Origin of the sequence: Telluribacter roseus, from assembly GCF_017355915.2 — a bacterium.
Taxonomy (GTDB): domain Bacteria; phylum Bacteroidota; class Bacteroidia; order Cytophagales; family Spirosomataceae; genus Telluribacter.
Map to the genome: position 1 here is coordinate 652,237 of NZ_JAFEUV020000002.1, position 18,723 is coordinate 670,959.

At 53.5% G+C, this 18,723-nt stretch carries 16 protein-coding genes; 12 read left to right on the top strand and 4 right to left on the bottom strand.

Annotated features, from left to right (window positions below; genetic code table 11):
• Positions 1-9: 9 nt before the first annotated feature.
• Entirely contained in the window at positions 10-930 is a 921-nt protein-coding gene (locus JTN23_RS05945; RefSeq protein WP_247233064.1) for a helix-turn-helix domain-containing protein, read from the top strand.
• A 46-nt stretch (positions 931-976) separates the two neighbouring features.
• Positions 977-1,654 carry a 3-keto-alpha-glucoside-1,2-lyase-like domain-containing protein gene (locus JTN23_RS05950; protein WP_247233065.1) on the top strand — a complete coding sequence of 226 codons (678 nt, stop codon included), beginning with the start codon at positions 977-979 and terminating at the stop codon, positions 1,652-1,654.
• Positions 1,655-1,748: 94 nt separating this feature from the next.
• Here the strand turns inward: JTN23_RS05950 and JTN23_RS05955 are convergent, their stop codons facing one another.
• The 3 genes from JTN23_RS05955 to JTN23_RS05965 all read right to left on the bottom strand — a co-directional run bounded on the left by JTN23_RS05955 (position 1,749) and on the right by JTN23_RS05965 (position 4,555).
• Complete coding sequence (locus tag JTN23_RS05955) at positions 1,749-2,894, bottom strand: serine hydrolase domain-containing protein (protein WP_247233067.1); 1,146 nt, start codon at positions 2,892-2,894, stop codon at positions 1,749-1,751.
• 30 nt (positions 2,895-2,924) lie between these two features.
• Positions 2,925-3,518 carry a hypothetical protein gene (locus tag JTN23_RS05960; RefSeq protein WP_247233069.1) on the bottom strand — a complete coding sequence of 198 codons (594 nt, stop codon included), beginning with the start codon at positions 3,516-3,518 and terminating at the stop codon, positions 2,925-2,927.
• A 170-nt stretch (positions 3,519-3,688) separates the two neighbouring features.
• Entirely contained in the window at positions 3,689-4,555 is an 867-nt protein-coding gene (locus JTN23_RS05965; RefSeq protein WP_247233071.1) for a LytR/AlgR family response regulator transcription factor, read from the bottom strand.
• A 228-nt stretch (positions 4,556-4,783) separates the two neighbouring features.
• Here JTN23_RS05965 and JTN23_RS05970 point away from each other — a divergent pair, with 228 nt between their 5' ends.
• Positions 4,784-5,386 (top strand): hypothetical protein, encoded by a 603-nt coding sequence (locus JTN23_RS05970; RefSeq protein ID WP_247233073.1) that lies wholly within the window; start codon positions 4,784-4,786, stop codon positions 5,384-5,386.
• Positions 5,387-5,420: 34 nt separating this feature from the next.
• Positions 5,421-6,572 carry a serine hydrolase domain-containing protein gene (locus JTN23_RS05975; RefSeq protein WP_247233075.1) on the top strand — a complete coding sequence of 384 codons (1,152 nt, stop codon included), beginning with the start codon at positions 5,421-5,423 and terminating at the stop codon, positions 6,570-6,572.
• Positions 6,573-6,595: 23 nt separating this feature from the next.
• Here JTN23_RS05975 and JTN23_RS05980 read toward each other — a convergent pair whose 3' ends face one another.
• Complete coding sequence (locus JTN23_RS05980) at positions 6,596-7,465, bottom strand: LytR/AlgR family response regulator transcription factor (RefSeq protein WP_247233077.1); 870 nt, start codon at positions 7,463-7,465, stop codon at positions 6,596-6,598.
• A gap of 151 nt (positions 7,466-7,616) precedes the next feature.
• On the opposite strand from JTN23_RS05980, the gene JTN23_RS05985 reads away from it, so the two are divergent.
• The 8 genes from JTN23_RS05985 (at position 7,617) to JTN23_RS06020 (ending at position 18,628) form a co-directional block, all read left to right on the top strand.
• On the top strand, positions 7,617-8,141 hold the full coding sequence (locus JTN23_RS05985) for an RNA polymerase sigma factor (protein WP_247233145.1): 525 nt from the start codon (positions 7,617-7,619) through the stop codon (positions 8,139-8,141).
• A gap of 10 nt (positions 8,142-8,151) precedes the next feature.
• Positions 8,152-8,973 (top strand): HEAT repeat domain-containing protein, encoded by an 822-nt coding sequence (locus JTN23_RS05990; protein ID WP_247233079.1) that lies wholly within the window; start codon positions 8,152-8,154, stop codon positions 8,971-8,973.
• 28 nt (positions 8,974-9,001) lie between these two features.
• Complete coding sequence (locus JTN23_RS05995; RefSeq protein ID WP_247233081.1) at positions 9,002-9,883, top strand: DUF4097 family beta strand repeat-containing protein; 882 nt, start codon at positions 9,002-9,004, stop codon at positions 9,881-9,883.
• Positions 9,884-9,902: 19 nt separating this feature from the next.
• Positions 9,903-10,781 carry a DUF4097 family beta strand repeat-containing protein gene (locus tag JTN23_RS06000; protein WP_247233083.1) on the top strand — a complete coding sequence of 293 codons (879 nt, stop codon included), beginning with the start codon at positions 9,903-9,905 and terminating at the stop codon, positions 10,779-10,781.
• Positions 10,782-11,220: 439 nt separating this feature from the next.
• Positions 11,221-11,580, top strand: a complete 360-nt coding sequence (locus JTN23_RS06005; protein WP_247233085.1) for a BlaI/MecI/CopY family transcriptional regulator — start codon at positions 11,221-11,223, stop codon at positions 11,578-11,580.
• Positions 11,577-13,328 carry a M56 family metallopeptidase gene (locus JTN23_RS06010; RefSeq protein ID WP_247233086.1) on the top strand — a complete coding sequence of 584 codons (1,752 nt, stop codon included), beginning with the start codon at positions 11,577-11,579 and terminating at the stop codon, positions 13,326-13,328. Before JTN23_RS06005 ends, JTN23_RS06010 begins: the two co-directional genes overlap by 4 nt.
• 128 nt (positions 13,329-13,456) lie before the next feature.
• Positions 13,457-15,901, top strand: coding sequence for an outer membrane beta-barrel family protein (locus JTN23_RS06015; RefSeq protein ID WP_247233087.1), 2,445 nt, complete (start codon positions 13,457-13,459; stop codon positions 15,899-15,901).
• Positions 15,902-16,231: 330 nt separating this feature from the next.
• On the top strand, positions 16,232-18,628 hold the full coding sequence (locus JTN23_RS06020; RefSeq protein WP_247233088.1) for an ABC transporter permease: 2,397 nt from the start codon (positions 16,232-16,234) through the stop codon (positions 18,626-18,628).
• Positions 18,629-18,723: the final 95 nt, after the last annotated feature.

Here is an 18,723-nt window from a genome sequence, read left to right on the forward strand (position 1 = left end):
AAAAAATCTATGGGAAAGGTCGTAGTGGGCACCGTACTGTTGCTGTCGATGCTGTTGTTTGCGCAATTTGTCAGACTGGCTCCCGAAGATAATCGGCGGGAGGATAGACGTCAGTTTGCGCAGAAGGCAGACCTGGCCCTGCGGCGTACAGCCCACCACCTGCTGCTGGAACGGGGCGACTCCACTACTCTGATCCCGCCAGTGCGCCACGTCAGCGCTACGACTTACAGCATTCAACTGGAAGAGTCCTTTGATTATGACCGAATCCCGGCCCTGCTGCAGGAGTCGCTCACCCTTCACCGCCTCAGTGTCGGGTACAACGTGGCCGTGCTGGATTGTGAAAAGGGTGAAGTGCAACTGGGCTATAATATTCTTGATTTTACCGAGGCAGGCAAAGTACCCTGTACCGGCCGGCAACAGGCAGGTGGTTGTCACCTGCTGCAGGTAACCTTCGCTGCGCCCGAGGCCGCTCCCGCACCAACGCCCGCACCGGTAGGCATGTGGTGGGCGGGGACACTGGGCTTTTTGCTGGCGTCGGTTGGTGGACTGGTATGGTACCGAAGTACGCGCACAAAGAGCCCGGCTACCGCTCCTGCTCTCCCGGATAAGGAGCGCCCGGCTGGCATACCGATCGGGCAAATACTTTTTCACCCTGCCGACCAGTCAATGGAAGTGGCAGGTACCCGCCAGTCGCTCACCTACCGTGAGGCCAAGCTGCTGCACCTTTTCGCCATCCATCCCAACCAACTGCTCGAACGTGACTTTATCCTAAAATCAGTCTGGGAGGATGAGGGAGTCATTGTAGGCAGGAGTGTGGATGTGTTTGTATCGCGGCTTCGTAAGCTTTTACAACCCGACTCCAGTGTCCGTCTCGTGGCAGTACACGGGGTGGGCTACAGGCTGGAGGTACGCGCGGAAGGAGAGGTGTGAGTACTTTAAAGAGCAACTTTTACATTAACCTATATACTCCTTAGCCATGAAACATCTCCTGACAGTAGTAGTGCTCTGCACGCTGGTTCAATGGGTGGCGGTTCCGACTGCCAGCGCGCAAAAAAGAACGGAACTGGATTTAACGCAGGTACTTAACTCTAACAAATACAAGGCTCAGAACCGGCAGGCAACTGTCCTGACCGGTGAATCAAGAAAAGCCATTCACATGGACGCCAAGCCCGGCGCGGGGATCATCTGGCTAAACGATGTAGAGTTTGGCAACGGCGAAATAGAATTTGACGTACGGGGTAAGGATGTGCTACAGCAGAGTTTTCTGGGGATAGCCTTTCACGGCAAAGATCTGGGGACCTACGATGCCATCTACTTCCGCCCCTTCAACTTCCGGTCCGATGACCCCGTCCGCCGCAGCCACAGCGTACAGTACATATCCATGCCCGGCTACGACTGGCCCAAGCTCCGCAGCGAATTTCCCGATAAGTATGAGCAACCCTTGGCCAACGCGCCCGACCCCAACGGCTGGTTTCATGTAAAAGTAGTGGTCGCGTCGCCCAAGGTAAGTGTATTCGTCAACGGGGCTGAGCAGCCCAGCCTGGTGGTGGACAAGTTAAGTACTCAGCAGACGGGTTCGGTGGGGCTGTGGGTCGGGAATAATTCAGAAGGTGATTTTGCAAACCTGACCATTACACCGGCCGCTGGCCAATAATTATCCCCTTTGGGAGCGGGTAAAGACTCGCTCCCAAAGGGGATTCTCAGACTACAACTGCCTTAATCAAAAATATATAAGGGGTAGCACAGAACTACTTATTGTGTAGTACTTCATCCAGAAAGTTCTTTCGGGAGCCGCTGCCGTAGTTGGTCAGAATGACGAAGGTGGACTGCTGATCCGGGAAGTAGAAGACGTTGGCCTCGGCTCCGATCAGGCTACCATTGTGGCCGTAGCCGGTACCCAGTGTCGTGGAGGGCCATTGGTCAATGCCCAGCCCATAGATAGACTCCCCCTGACGGACGGGGAAGGGCGTCATCATTTCTTTCAGAGTGGCTGCACTCACGAGCTTTCCTCCAAACAAGGCTTCGCTGAATCTGAACAAATCAGATGCCGTAGATACCAGACCACCGTAGGCTCCGTCCCCATCGGCGTGGTCCAGCGCCGTTACGTCCATCAGTTGGCCGTTGGCGTAGAAGTCGGCGTAGCCGCGGGCTACGTTATGATCTTCCCGTTTATCTATAAAGGTATTCTTCAGGCCCAGCGGTTGGTTGATCCGTTTGTCCAGTACGGCCTGTAGCGGTTTATTTTCTGTTTTCTCAATGATTTGTCCGAGCAGCAGGTAGTTGGTGTTGCTGTAGCTGTACCGTTCGCCCGGATTAAAGGCCAGGGCCCGGCCATACACATACCGCTGCAGTACTTCATCGGCGCTCATAGCGGTTCTGCGAGCGGGGTTATTTACCATATTCAACTGGTAGTGTATATCATCATTGACCGGGTCAAACAGGCCGCTGGTATTGCTAAGCAGGTGTCGCAGGGTGATCTGGTCGGCCTGCGGTATCTTTCCTTTTACCTTGGGCAGCAGATCAGCTAGTGTATCATCCAGCCCCAGTTTGCCCTGTTCTTTCAGGAGCATCACCAGAGTGGCAACAAATGTCTTGGAAATACTCCCGGCTCTAACGGGTGTATTGGTTTGCATAGGAGTCTGGTGCTCCAGGTTAGAGTACCCCTGCGCTCCCGCCCATACGGGCTCATTAGGTTTCTTTAGAAGCAGCACCGCACCGGGCAGGCGATTGGACTGTACGTAGTCGTCCAGGTACTGCTGATACCGTAGGTGGTTGGGGTGATTGGTATAGGTGTCGGTAGGGGTGAGATTGGGCTGCGGGATGGAGTCCTGCTCACAGGCGCTAAGGCTGATACATGCGACGGCCAGGGTCGCCCAAAAATATGTTGTTTTCATGGCTGGTATATTGATACTAATGGGTACTATTTACTTATTAAAATTCAAACGGGCACCCAGGTGCAGCGCCTGGTGCGGCAGGAGTATCTGGCTGAACGGCATTTCACCAAAGACTTCATAGCGGGTGAAGATGGCGCTGTGGTTGCGGAAGCGATAGCCCGCTCCCAGGCCCAGTGTAGGCATGAACTTAATCTGATGGGAGGAGGCTTTCTGATACCCTCCCGTCTCGTTGCGGACGTAGGAGGGAGCCATGGGCTGGAGTAGCATGGCTCCACCCCCGATGGTGGCGTCAGCATAGAGCCCGCCAAAGTACTTACGGTAGCCCAGTTCGGAGTTTATGAATAATCCGTTTTGTACGCGGGGATGGTGGTAGTACCCTACGCTTACGGCCTGAAAAACCTGCGAGCCGCTTCGGTTGCGGTAGTAGAGTTCAGTGCCGATCTTGATGCCCACGCCTCCTTTCTGCATCTTAGCCAACGTAGGCAGACTAATGGACTCCGAGAAGACCGAAACGGTCAGTGGGAGGCCTGGGCGGTTGTGCCGCGGGTGGATGGCATCCTGTGCTCGTACGAGCGGCGTACTAAGGCACCCGGCCAGAAGTACGCATTTGAAAAGTAGTTTCATAAAACCTTGTTTTTAAGTAGACTGATGGGGCAAAGGTAGCATCAGCAACAAGGCGCGTGGGGGCGGCGAACCCCTACCGGTCAGCCCTAACCGGTGAGCGGCGGGTTAGCGGGAGTGAGCGGTAGGAGGAAAAGGGCATTTTGGATGGGAAAATGGCCGCAGCGGTACTTTCAGGATGCACCCAGCCACTGGCGGAACTCAGGTACCCGCCGCCGGCTGACGGCAATCTCTTCGGCTGGGCGGGGGTGCAGGTGCAGCAGGAGCCGGCCGGAGCCGTCGTTCTCAACCTTCCGGATGGCGACACGGCTGGCGATAAACTGCCGGTTGGTCCGAAAAAACTCACTGGAAGGAAGTCGCTCGCTGAGCTGCTCGAGGGTAGCATCCACCGTAAACGACTGGTTGTCGACGGTCTTGACGATGCTGGTTTCGTTCGCTACAAATATGTACGCGACCTGCTCGGTTGCCAGCGGTACAAATCCTTTCCCCTGATTGACGAGCAACGTTTTCATTTCGTTGCTCCGGCTCTCCGGAGCAGGAGCAGGTAACGGTCCGGGAGCATTGGCTTCCAGTTCAGCGATCCGTAGCTGCAGGTCAGCTACTACCTGACGGTGGTAGGCCAGCAGCCAGTACATGGTATAGCCCATGTGCAGTAGTGTCGTAAAAAGCAGGCCGATGGGTACGTCGTTCGCAATAAGTATACTGAGGGTAGCCTGTGGTGGGCGCTCAATTACAATATCATTATAGATAAAGCTAAATAAGGCTATGACCAGTGCGGTACAGCCCATGGCTACTCCTCCCTGGATAAAAAGCCGCTGTGTAGATTGGGTGGCCCAGGAGTACTGCCGGTCAAGGTACCGGATGAGAAACCGATTGCCTTCCCAGAGGATTCCGGTAACTCCGGTTATAACTAAGATGTCCAGGTAAAATTGAGAGCTTTTCAGCAGGTCGCCAACGGGTGTGATATCTCCGATAAGTCGGAAAAAGAAAGCCCATACCGGTATGCCTATCAGGCGGGGCCACTTGTCGGGGTAGTTCATGGCAGGAGATACATAGTAGTTTGGGGGAAAGAGCCCATACCAGGGCAAAGATAAAGGAATAGGAACCTAAATCCGCCTCAGTACCGCGTAAAGCCATTTTTTATCTATGATACTTCACCCTCCAATTCGGGAACTTCGGGTCCGGATCCAGTTCTTTCACCCTTCTTCGGCCAGCGCGGTACCATTTTCAGGGCCAACTTTGCATCGTTAATCACAAAAACAACAGCCATGAAAAAAATCAAGTACTTCACCTGGGCCATCGCTTTGTTGGCTCTGGTCTCTGCGGCCAAAGCGCAGGATGCTCCTCTTTCCCGCCGTGCGCCGGGGGTACCCCTCAACGTGTCCGTATTCTCTGAGTCCATTAGCCTGCCCGACTTCAAGGGCTTCTTCCGTAATCCTAATCTGGGGGTACGGGTAGGTACTGAGTTTTACTACCGCAATCGCTCCAACGCCCAGGTGTTCCAGACCATCAACGTCGGCTTCTACCAGCAGAAGAGTCTGCACAACGCTTGGTTTGTCAGCAGTGAGGTAGGGTACCGGAAGTATATCGGCAACTTCTACGCCGATGCCACGATCGGGGGCGGCTACCTGCACCTGCGCTCTACCCGCTCCACCTACGAGCCAACGGGTCCGGGTGAGTATACCAAAGCTTCGCCCGTTCGTCACAAGTTTATGCCTACGCTGGGCCTCGGAGCGGGCTACCGCTTCCGCAACCACAGCGCCATCTTTACCCGCTACGAGGTATTTGGTATCATGCCCATCCAGCAGGATGTGCCCGTGCTGCCCCACAAAGCGCTGCACGTAGGAGCTCGTCTGAATCTTAATAAGTAGTACCCAATTGCAATTTTATTATTCAACAATAGCCATGAAAAAGATAACGCATCAACTACTACTGGCCGCGCTATGCCTCGGCTTCACCGCCTGCGAACCCGAACTGACCGTACCTCAAACCTCCGCTCCGGCCCAGGTTGATTACAGCCAAAACCCGCGTCACCAGTTTTTCCAGACTGAGATCGAAAACTACCGCAAGGCTGCCGGTGCTCCTGGTGCCATCATGCTGGTCAAGACCCCGGCCAGTGGCTTGTGGGTAGGAGCCTCGGGTAAGTCCAACCTCGAGCACGGCACCGCTATGCAGGGCACGGAGCGTATCCGTATTGGCAGCATTACTAAGCCCATGACTTCTACCATCATCCTGAAACTGAAAGAGCAGGGCAAGCTCAGCCTGGATGATAAGCTGGCCGACTGGCTCCCGCAGACCCAGGGCAACATCCCGAAAGCCGACCAGATCACCCTGCGCCAGCTGCTCAGCCATACCAGTGGCATTCGCAACCTCGGCGATGATAATATTCCTTTCAAGCTGGCACTCGTCAACCGACCAGCCAACGTAGACATGACCCGTCCCGATGAAATACTGAAGCGGTACGTGTACGGAAAACCGCTGGCCTATGAGCCGGGCACCCACTTCCTTTACAGCAATACCGGTTTTATGTTGTTGGGAATGATTGCTGAGAAAGCTGGGCAGAAAACCTTGAAGACGCTATATCAGGAATATATCTTCACTCCCGCCGGTATGAGCGACTCTTACCTGGAAAAGCGCGATGATCCGCGGGTAGCCCGCTCGTACCTTGACCTCTACGGGGATGGCAAGCTGATTGATGTGGGGGACTGGGAGAAAAGCTACGATGACGGTGGTGCCGCCGGGGGAGTAATCACAACAGTTACAGACCTGCTGAAGTTTTCGGAGGCCCTATTTGGAGGAAAGCTCCTGAATGAGCAATCGCTCAGTGAAATGAAAGGCTCGGTGAAGCTACCTACCTGCCCCAACGGCGACTGTGAGTATGGATTAGCCCTTTCGACCTGGAATTTGGATATGGGTACTGGCTATGGGCACGACGGAGGAGTGGTAGGTATAGATGCCCTATGGCTCTACTTCCCTGAGAGAAAAGCTACCATCATACTCTTTATTAACCGTAGTATCCCTACCGAAAAGCGGATCATTGAGCGGGTGCTCCAGTAAGCAACTCCGGTAAGCATAAACTACTACCGCTCCATCCAGGCCTTAAACTCGGCGGCTTTCTTCTTGCTGACTGTGACCTCCTCGGTATAGGGGGGGAGCAGTTGCAGGACGAAGCCGCCCTGTTCTTTTTGTTGCACCTGCTTAATGGCCTCTATGTTGGCAATCATCTGCCGGTTGATCCGGTAGAACTCCGTATCGGACAGCATCTGAGTGAGCTGGTCCAGCGTATGCTCCACCAGGTACTCCTGATTATCGAAGGCCTTTACAAAGCTGTAATCATTCACCTTATAGATGTAGGCAATTTCTTCCGTAGATAAGGGTACCATGGCGCTTCCCTTGCTGACTACCAGGTTTTTCTTACCCACCCGCTCCGGCTCCGGAAACACAATCGGCCGTACCTGCGCGTCGGCCAGCTGCACCCTCAGGTCACGGAGCTGGGCTTCGTAGTGGCTGATCTGGGTTTGGTAGGTCCTGACAATGTTGATGATGGCGTAGATCAGGTTGATAAAGGTAATGAACACCAGCCCCATGGGTACATCTATGACAAACAGGTAGTGGATGTTATAGGAGGGGCCACGCTGCATGATCAGGTTGTTATACAGCATGATCGTACTGATCAGGATCAGGGTCGTCAATCCTAAATTAACGACCGCCTGCAACGTAAAGCGCTGAAAGGTGTCATTGATCCAGGAGTACCGCTCGTCGAAGTACCGGATCCAGTAGCGGTTGACTTCCCACGTAAGGGCTGTGATCACCAGGCCAGCCAGTATATCATAGTAGTAATCAGACTTTTGGAGCAGATCATACAGGGGAGTTGGGTCCCCGATATGACGGGTCAGTATGGCCAGAAACGGAATGCCCAGTAAGCGCAGCCATTTGTCGGGGTAGTTCATGGGCAAAAGAGGTGGTGTGAGCTGATGCGTTCAGAAAATATTTACAAAAAAAACTAAAATTCTCTGTAACCTCCTCGGGTTACCCCGGTTTTCACGTCAAATTCCTAAACCACCAGCCAAACGATTGAATTCACTAGCTGACAATGCCCTGATGCTAAAGGTCAAGGCGGGCGACCTGGACAAGATGGGACTGCTCTTTGAGCGGTACCACCGGGAGTTGTTCGGCTACCTGTACCACATGAGCGGCCGCCCCGATGTGAGTGAAGATATCGTCCAGACGGTGTTTTACCGGATGCTAAAGTACCGCCATAGCTTCACCGGCGAGGGCTCGTTTCGCTCCTGGATGTACCACCTGGCGCGCAACGTCCTGGTCGACACGGCCCAGAAGAACAAGCGGATGGCGTACCACCACGATATGGTCGAATACGATGAAAAGATTGGCGGTGACCTGGCGGCTGACGAGCCGCTGCAAAAGGAACAGGAACTGGCCATGCTGCAGGAAGCCCTGGCGGGCCTGAGCCCGGAGTACCGCGAAGTACTGGTACTTAGCCGCTTTCAGGAGCTGAAGTACGAAGAGATAGCCCGCATCCTGGATACTACCGAAGGCGCCATAAAGGTACGGGTGCACCGGGCTATGAATGAGTTAAAGAAGATTTACCTACGAATTGAACAGTAAGAGATACAGCATGAACTGCGATAATGTAAAGGAACAACTGCCTGAATGGCTGAACGAACAGCTCCCGGCTGCTGAAAAGGCCGTGCTGGACGATCACCTGGCCCAGTGCCCTGACTGTCAGCAGGAGCTAAGCGCGACGCGGCAGCTGTGGCAACAGATGGGGAAGATCCGGGTACCGGAGCCTCGCCCCGAGCTGCGGATGCAGTTTTACGTCATGCTGGATGAGTTCAAGGAGGAAGAGAAGGCGCAGCAGCGCAGTACCTGGGCCGAGTGGGTACATCAGCTGAAGCAGTGGTGGGAGCCCCGGCAGGCCCTGCGCCTGGCGTACAGCTTTCTGCTGCTGGGGGTAGGCGTGTTGGCAGGCTACTGGCTGCAGCTCCAGCGTACGCCCACGGTAGCCTACCAGCAACAGATTGACACCCTCTCCACGCAGGTAGAGGAAATGCGCCAGATGATGATGCTCTCCCTGCTCGAAAACCCTTCGGCTACGGAGCGGCTGCGGGCGGTCAGCTACACCAAAGAGATCAGCGATGTGGACGGCCGCGTGATTGACGCCCTGCTCACGACCCTCAACAACGACCCGAACGTAAACGTACGCCTGGTGACGCTGGAAGCCCTGGCCGAGCTGGCCACCGACGCCCGCGTACGCGAAGGACTGGTCCACTCCCTCACGCAACAGGAGTCGCCCCTGGTACAGGTGGCCCTGGCGGACGTGATGGTCAAGCTGCAGATGAAGAAGTCCATCAAGCCCCTGCGGCAACTGCTCCACCGGGACGACATCAACGACCTGGTCAAGAGCAAAATCGAACAATCTATTAAGGATCTATCCTGACGACTAACTAAACCAACATCCATTAGCTATGAAACTATTCTTTTTACTCCCCCTGCTGGGGGGGCTGGTGCTCTCTTGTGCTCCATCGATAGCGCAGAAACAGGAGTTCAAGGAAAAAGTGGTGCGGGAATTTGCCCTCACCGGCAGCGCCGGAGCCAGTACGCTGATTATCTACAACATCAACGGCTCCATCCACGTAGAAGGTACTTCGTCCAACAAGGTCAGTATAGAGGTAGACCAGCAGCTCACGGCGAAGACGCCGCAGGGGCTGGAAGAAGGCAGGCAGGAATTTAAGCTGGGTTTTGAACAGGTAGGTGATACCCTCTATGCCTACATCGCTGAGCCATTCGACACCCGTCCCGGCCTGGATAGGTCAAGCCGGGAAAAGCGCAACTGGAACCATAAAGAACTGGGCTACGACTTCACCCTGGACTTTACCGTAAAGGTACCCCGCCAGATGAACCTGAACGTCTCGACCATTAACCGGGGAGACGTGGTGGTGAAGGATGTGGCGGGAGCCCTGCGGGTGCGGAATATCAATGGCGCCATCGGACTCACCAATGCCTCGGGCCTGACGGATGCGCATACCATCAACGGCAACCTGGAAGCCACCTACACGACCGCACCCGCCGACGCCTCAACCTACTACACCCTCAACGGCGATATTAAGGTAGTCTACCCCGCTAACCTATCGGCTGATCTGGAGTTCAAGAGCTTCCAGGGAGAGTTGTATACCGATTTTCCGCAGGCCGAGGCCCTACCGGCGCGGGTAGTAAAGAACCAGACGCAGCGCGGCGACAAGACGGTGTACAAGCTGGATAAAACCACTTCGGTACGTATCGGAAGTGGTGGAAAGAACCTGCGCTTCGAGACCTTCAATGGCAATGTATATATCAGAAAGCAATCATAAATTACTTAATTATTCCAAAATGAAGACTCTATTAACATACATAGTACTGCTTATAACTCCTGTTGCTACGCTACTCGCTCAGAACCCCATCACCGAAGAACTGGTCATTCCGCTGTCTGATCCCGCTAAGCCGGGGGCCCTGGAAGTAGGGCTGGTCAACGGCTCCATCAAGGTCATGACCCATACCGGCAAGGATGTGGTCATTGAGGCTACCTCAGGTGCCCGGGGCATGGCCAAAGGAGAGGGAAGTAAGGAGAAGATCAAAGAGAAAGTAAAGGGAGACAACACCGCCGCCAGCGAGGCCCAATCCAGCGGCATGCGCCGCATCACGCCCAACAACGGACTGGAACTAACGGCGGAGGAACGTAGCAACCGGGTGAAGGTAAGTACCAACAGCCACGCCAAAGCTGTGGACCTGACAATAAAAGTACCGGAGCGCTTTTCGCTCAAACTAAGCAGTGTCAACGGAGGTACTATTTCGGTGGAGAATGTTAAAGGCGAGCTGGAAGTGGACAACGTGAACGGGCCCATTGAGTTGACCAACGTAGGCGGCTCGGCGGTGGCTAATACCATCAACGGAAGCATCAAAGCTACCTTTACCAACGTCAACGCCAACACACCCATGGCCTTTTCGACCCTCAACGGCCGCATTGACGTTACCTTCCCGCCCAACATGAAAGCCAACGTAAAAATGAAGTCAGACCGGGGTGATATCTACAGTGACTTCGACATGGATATTGACAAAAGCCAGCCGCAGGCTACGCGGTCCAGTCAGTCGGGCGTATACCGCGTGACGGTAGAGAACTGGGTCAACGGCAAGATCAACGGCGGCGGCCCGGAAATCATGATGAAGAGCATGCAGGGCAACATCTACGTGAGGAAGGCGGGGGGTAAGTAAAGTAGGTAAGGTACTTGCCCGCAATAATTTACAAAAGGATATGCAACAGCAGCCCTCTTCCGGTGTCTTTGTGCATATCCTTTTGCTCTTACTTGCATCCTAACCAAGCTCATTAACTGAGTAGCCATGATAAAAAATGTACGCTTCCAGTCAGGACAACAACGCCTTCTGTTCCTCCTATATTCTGCCTTTTCCCAACCTGACAACCCAAACCTGTGAGACACCGATCTGGGTTTTAGGTCTGTTTACTGCTCCTTTAGTTACTGTATTGCCCTGTCTTTCATTGAGCTTAAGGCGTAAGAGAAGAGGTTAGTTTAGGTTAAAAATAAAAAACTAATAAATTATTAGTATTCCTAATTGATTAGTAGTATAATTGTATACTAATTCATTAGTAGACCGCCTAATCTATTAGTACTTTAACCTTTAACTTATTAGTGATATGAAACTGGCTAACCGAGAAGAACAGATTATGCACGCCTTTTGGACCCTGGGAAAGGCTTTCATCCGGGATGTGATTCCCCTCCTTCCTGACCCCAAGCCCCACTATAACAGTGTAGCAACTATGGTAAAAATTCTGGAAGGAAAGGGGTACCTAGCCCATGAAACGGTAGGAAATATGAACTGCTATCATCCGATCATTGCCCGCGAAGAATACCAGAATCACACCATTAAGGATATTGTCAATCAGTACTTTGATAATTCGTACCCGCGCATGCTAGCTTATTTTGCCAAAGAGCAGAATCTGACCGAAGAGGAGTTGAAGGAGGTCCTGGAAATCATTAAAGCCCAGAAGAAATGATACCTTACATTCTGCATACGGCCCTGCTTGTTGGCTGCTGCTATGTATTTTATAGGATTCTGCTGCAGAAAGAGACTTTCTACCAGCTGAACCGTTTCCTGTTACTGGCTTGCCTGTTGCTGTCGTTCCTGCTTCCACTGGCTCCTGTTCCTCATCAATGGGCGATTAGCCTACAGGGTACTCCCCCGACTGCCCAGCAGTCGGAACCGTCCGTATCTGGTAGAATTCAATCGGCCTCCGGGTTATCTCAGGGTGATCACCTGGTATCCGGCAACCTGACAACTGTACTACCAGAAAGTTCTTTTTATGTTGAACAGCTTGGTACTCTGGTTACGTGGATTTATTGGATTGGGGTAGCCGCCTTCAGCCTCAATTTCCTGGTACAGCTCAGTATGTTAGGCTACCGGGCGTACTCGGGTCCGGTCATACGGGACGGGAGGTACCGTATTGTGGAATTAAGCGGCGATCAGGCCCCCTGCTCCTTTGGAAATACTATTTTTATCAATCCCGAAAAATACGACTGGGAGACCTACGAACAAATCCTGATACATGAGAAGGTTCATGTGCAGCAGGGGCATACCCTGGACCTCGTGCTCGCAGAGGTAATGCTGGTTTTTCAGTGGTTCAATCCTCTGGCGTGGCTGTACCGCAGAGAGATGGAAACCAACCTGGAGTTTCTGACTGATGATCAGGTGCTTCAACAGGGTGACTGCGAGAAAACCGCCTATCAGATGAGTCTTTTGAAAGTAGCGGCTCCCCATTTTCCGCTCAGTCTTACGACCAATTACAATCAATCACTTCTAAAAAGAAGAATAGCCATGATGAACGCGAAAAAATCAAATCTGAATTCAGCCTGGAAGTACTTCTTCCTGCTTCCAGTCCTGGTACTTACGGTATGCCTGCTCAATGAACCCATGGCAAGGGGGGAATCCATCAATGTGAATTTTGAACCGGTGGCCCAATCAAAGCCTGAAAAAGCAGAGGGTACCTGGTTGGCTACCCTGGAAGGAGACCGGGTGACGGTGCAGTTCTTTGACCGCTACGGCGATCGGAGCAGCCAGTTCCGACTTAGTGAATTAGAGGGATACTCAGCGAAGGGCTCTGATACTTTCTCATTGACACGTGAAGCAGGTACTTTACAGTTAACAGGAAGCTTCAAAGAGAATAAAGGCTCAGGCCACTATGAGTTCATAGGCAACAAGAGTTATCGCGACTTAATGAGCAAGGAAGGAATTCGTATCAAAGAAGATGAAGAACTGATGACATTCTTCTTGCTGGACATATCCAACGCCTATGTACAAACGCTGAAAAAGCACGGATATACCCAACTGAAGAAGCAGGATCTTACTTCACTGGCCACTTTTGGAGTAGGTAAAGCGGACAAGCAGGATACACTTGATGTGCCGGAGCCCGGACCGGAAGATACTGATCCGCTGGGTGTAATGATCAACTCTAAAATGGTCGGGATTACCGATGAATTTATCAAGGGCTTTCATGACAAAGGTTACAAGAACATCCCGCCGGGTACCATGATCAATTTCAAATCAGTAGGGGTGACTCCGGACTATATCCAGAGTTTCGAAAAGGCGGGGTATCGGGATATACCCTACGGTACCATCATCAATTTTAAGTCAGTGGGAGTGACTCCTGAGTTTATCAGGAGCTTTGAAGACGCGGGATTCAAGAATGTTCCTTACGGTACCTATGTCAATCTAAAATCAACGGGTGTAACGCCACCAAAGGGCTAGTAGATCAGCCTGGCGCCCCATTAACTAAAGCCTCAGGTTATGGCAGAAGGGGTGGGGGTATAGCCTCCGCCCGCTGTCAACACCTCTAATTAAGATACTATTCAACACCTTTTACTATTCTGCTAGCCATGAAAAAAAGTCTACTTGTTTGGTTGGGCAAACTATGCCTTTTCCTGCTGTTCTCAACTGTGTTGAAGGCCCAAACTACCCCTCCGGGAGTTATCTCGGGCCTCCTGCTCGACTCTACTACCACCAAACCCATTGAGTACGCTACCGTGGCGCTGCTACCCAAAGGCCAGACCCAGTCCACCGCCGGTACCCTTACAGACGGACAGGGCAGGTTCACCTTTACAGGAGTAGCGTTGGGTGAATATGAACTGGTAGTGAGCTTCCTGGGCTACGAGACCAAAACCATCCGTGGTATAGCGCTAACGGAGCAGCGGCCCCGCGCTAATGTGGGGCCCATTCAGCTACCGGTTGTGGCTACTAATCTGAAAGAAGTAAACGTGCAGGCCATGCGGCCTACCATTACGCAGGAAGCCGACCGGATGGTGGTGAGCGTAGAAGGTACCGCCATGGCGGCGGGCAACACGGCTTTTACGGTACTGGCCCGCTCACCGGGGGTATTCGTCGACGCCGAAGGCAATATTCAGCTCAACGGCCGCAGTGGTGTCACCGTGATGATCGACGGGCGGCTCACTTACCTCTCGGCGCGGGATCTGCGGGCGATGCTGGAAGGGATGTCGGCGGAGAATATCAAGAACATCGAGATTATCACTAATCCATCCGCTAAGTACGACGCTGAAGGTACCTCGGGTATCCTCAATATCAATCTGAAAAAGAATACGCAGCGGGGCATCAATGGTAGCGTGTATGCGGGCTATACCAATAACTTCCAGCAGTACGGCTATACCTACGGCGGAAACATCAACCACAAGAGCGGCCGCTGGAACTCCTTCCTGAACCTCGACGCGGCCCGTCGGGTAGGAGGCCGCGAAGCTACCTTCACCCGTATCTTCTACGGCCAGGACCGCACCACCTACTTCGACCAGGTCGCTACCGGCAACTTTACAGCCGAAGGGCCGCCGTCGGTGCGGCTGGGCACGGACTACAGCCTCAACGACCGGCACAGCGTCGGGTTTACGTCCTACTACGTTACCAATCGCGCCGTGTCGGACTTCCTGACAGATACCTACATTGGTTACGCACCGGCTACGCCTTCGCAGTACATCGATGCCGATAATATCAGTAGCAACACGTTCACCAGCTTTACTTCTAATCTGCACTATACCGGCAAGTTGGATACGCTGGGTACCACGCTCTCGACGGACCTGGATTATGCCCGCATCGGCAACCGGGGCGAGGCCAACTTCTACAACTACTTTACCGACCTGGCTACCGGACAGCAGACCCGGGATTTCTTGTATACCAATACTCCCAACGGCTACAATATATACTCGGCTAAGGTAGACTTCACGCGTCCGCTGGCACCTGGACACAAGATGGAGGCGGGGATAAAGGGCAGTCGAGTTGTCTCGGATAATGATTTTCGCTTCTACTTCAACAACGAAAGATTGGTACTAGACCCGCAGCGGACCAACCACTTCAACTACCGCGAGAGCATTCTGGCCGCTTACGTCAACTGGAACGGCAAGCTCAGCAAGCGCTTTACCCTACAGGCGGGGCTACGGGCGGAGAATACCAGTTCGCTGGGTACCTCCTATACGACCGGGCAGGTGACCGAGCGCGACTACCTCAACTTCTTCCCCAGCCTGTTTTTGCAGCAAAAGGTACGTGAGGACTACCAGGTCAGCTACAGCTACAGCCGCCGCCTGACGCGCCCCAACTACGGCAACCTCAACCCCTTCCGATCGTACCGTGACCCGTATACCTATACGGAGGGCAATCCGTACCTGCGGCCGCAGTACACCCAGTCGTTTGGGATTAACCAAACGTTTAAAAAGGTATATAATCTGAATGCCTTTTATAACTACAACCGCGATGTCATGGCCGAGATTCCTATACTGGACGTTGCCAATGCCACCACTATTTATACCACAGGCAATGTCAACGACGGGTATAACATCGGCTTCACGGGCGTAGCCCCGCTCAAAATTGCGAAGTGGTGGGACACCCAGAACACGACGGTACTTTCGTACAGCAAGTTCACGATGGTATCCAATGAAGGACCACTCGTAAATGACCAGGTGTTCTTCATGCTGCAGTCCAACCACACCATACAGCTGCCGCTGGAGGTACGCATGGAGCTGAACCTGCTGTACCGTGGTCCGGCTGCCTCGGGCCTGTACCACATGGCACCCATGCATAGAGTAGATGTAGCCTTCAAGCGGAGCTTCAAGAAGAAAAAGCTGGACCTGACCGTCAACGCCAATGACCTGTTCAAGGGCTTCCGCTACTACTGGACCACCGACATCGGCGGCAACGTCAACGAGTTTGACCAGTACTTCCGCTGGCGTAGTGTGGGCGCTACCCTCCGCTACAATTTCAGTAAAGGGCAGAAGGTAGACGTGAAGCGGAGAAACAACAGTCTGGAAGAAATGAATCGTACCTAGGAGCCTGTTCGCAGGCGCGCAAAAACTGTCCGATATCGGACAGTTTTTGGCTTATATGGGTCTGTAACATATTGATATACAGAAGGTGTGGCGGACTGGCATAGTGTTGGTGCAGAGACAGGTGTGTATTACGTCTGGAAGGTACAAAGGGAGAAAAAGAGGAATGTGCCGAAGGTAACGTCTTTACAGGCCTGTGGAAACACAGGCCATGGATAAAGAGACCCAGGCATGCACCGGGCAAGGTACCTAAGGCCTGTGAGACACTGGCCCTGGATAAGGGACTATAAAACGTAAAAAAGCCTATAGCCTAAAGCATACAGCCTATCGCTTATGATTGTCAACTACCTCAAAATAGCCTGGCGGTACTTATGGAAAAACCAGTGGCTGACGCTGATTAACCTGATGAGTCTGGCCGTTGGCTTGACGAGCTGTTTGCTGATCGGGCTGTACATTAGCCACGAACTGGCCTACGACCAACACCACGTCCGGCAGCAGGAGGTGTACCGGCTGGTGGCTGATCGCAACTACACTAACGGTGAGCAGAAGAAGTATGCTACCGCTCCGGTACCCCTGGCGCAGCTGGTTCAGCAGGAGCTACCCGAAGTAGTACAAACTACGCAGGTATTCAGCCCGCAGTGGACTACGCAGAAGACCCTGGTGGCTTCCGGTCCTGACCGTACTTTTTACGAATCAGACCTCATATTTGCTGACTCCACTTTCTTTCAGGTATTAGGTGGCTATGCATTCATAGCGGGTCAGCCGGCCACGGCTCTGCTGCGCCCTAGTTCGGTGGTACTGACCGAGCGCGCCGCGCAGAAGTACTTTGGTAACCAGGACCCACTGGGGCAGAAGCTGACTCTGGATGGAAAATACGAGGTTGAAGTAACGGGAGTACTACGTGATAGCTATTCGCCTTCACACCTGGAGGCGGACATCATCGCTTCGTTTGATATTGTAAAGGAGAAGTACAGCGATATGCTCTCACTCTGGGGCTGGGACCTGACTTATACCTACTTGGTAGTTAGTCCGGGCAGCCGCCCGGAAGTACTTTCTCAGAAGGTGGCCGGGCTGGTCAGTAAGCACCTGCCGGACTTTAAAGAAATGCGCGGGTACGAGTATGGGTTTGAGCTACAGCTGTTGACGGACATTCATCTCTACTCCGACCGGCAGTGGGAAGTACAGCCCAACGGCAAGGCTCTCTATGTGAAAGTACTTGGCGTGGTGGCGGTATTGGTCCTACTGGTATCGTGTATCAACTCTATTAACCTGCAACTGACCCGCCTGTCGCGCCGGCTCGTGGAGATGAGCGTCAGGAAGGTACTTGGCGCGGGTCGTACCCAGCTCCCCCTGCAACTGCTGATGGAGGCCGCATTGCTCACCACCATAGCTCTGGTACTGACGGCTCTGTTTAGCTGGCTGGCCCTGCCCTGGCTCGAGCGGCTAACCGGAGAGTCATATAGCGAGGCGCTCCTGATAAGTACCGAATACAACGGGTTGGTAGTAGCGGGCATTGGAGTAATCATTGTGGCGGTAGGGCTACTGCCCGCGCGCTTCATTGCCCGGTTGAACCTGGCTGCGACCTTGAAAAATGGCTTGACCACCACCCGCTCACTCACCTGGCTGCACAAGGGCCTGCTGGTTGGGCAGTTTTCGGTTTCGGTATTTCTGCTGATCGCCTCGCTGGTATTGTACCGCCAGCTGGACCACTGGCAGAGCCAGCCGCTGGGCTTTGAGAAGGAATCCGTCCTGATTGTGAAAGGGTACGGTAGCAATGAACAGTTACCGGTCCTGAAAGAGGCATTTCGCTCCATCAAAGGTGTCGGAAAGGTAGCGGCGGCTTCCGGTGTGCCGGGTAGCACCATTGAGAAAATGCGGGTGATCTGGGAGGGGCAGTCGGAGCCGCGACCGGTGGATATGCTGTGGGTAGATGAGGACTTCGTAAGTACCCTCGGCATCGGTCTGGCCGCCGGACGCGATTTCTCTACCCGCTTTGGTACCGATACGACCGACGCCTACCTCATCAACGAAACCGCCGCCCGCACCCTGGGCTGGCAGCAGCCCCTGGGTAAGCAGGTACAGGTAGGAGGGCGCTTCGCCCCCAAAGGCAAGGTAGTAGGCGTCATCAAAGATATTCACCATGCCTCACTGCACCAGACCGTGGAGCCCCTGGTGATGCTGGTACGGCCCAGCGGCTATAGCCAGCTGGTGGTACGGGTACAGGGGCCGGTAGGTACCGTTATTACCGATCTCGAGAAAGCCTGGAAGCGGGTGGTACCTAACCAGCCCTTTGAATATGATTTTCTGGACCAGCAGCTCGCCCGGCAGTACCGGCGTGAGCTGGTATTCGGCGAGGTCGTAGTGGTATTTACCCTGCTGGCGGTACTCATTGCCTGCATGGGCCTGTTTGGCTTGTCGGCGCTGATGGCCGAGCAGCGTACGAAGGAGATTGGTGTCCGCAAGGTACTGGGAGCCAGTGTGGCCGGTATCGTGGCGCTGCTTTCCAGAGACTTTCTGGTGCTGGTACTCGTCGCTATCGCAGTAGCCTCGCCGCTGGCCTGGTGGGCCATGGACCAGTGGCTGCAGAACTTCGCCTACCACATCACGGTGGAGTGGTGGCTGCTACTCGTAGCCGGACTGGTAGCTATTGCGGTCGCGTTATTGACAATAGGCCTACAAGGAGTCAAAGCCGCCCTGATGAATCCGGTGCGCACGCTCAGGAGCGAGTAATGTATAATGGAAAATGTATAATGTATAATGGGTGAAAGCGCCTTATTTGCAGGTGCGATTCTTTGCATTTTTGAAAAACATTGAAAGCTAATACC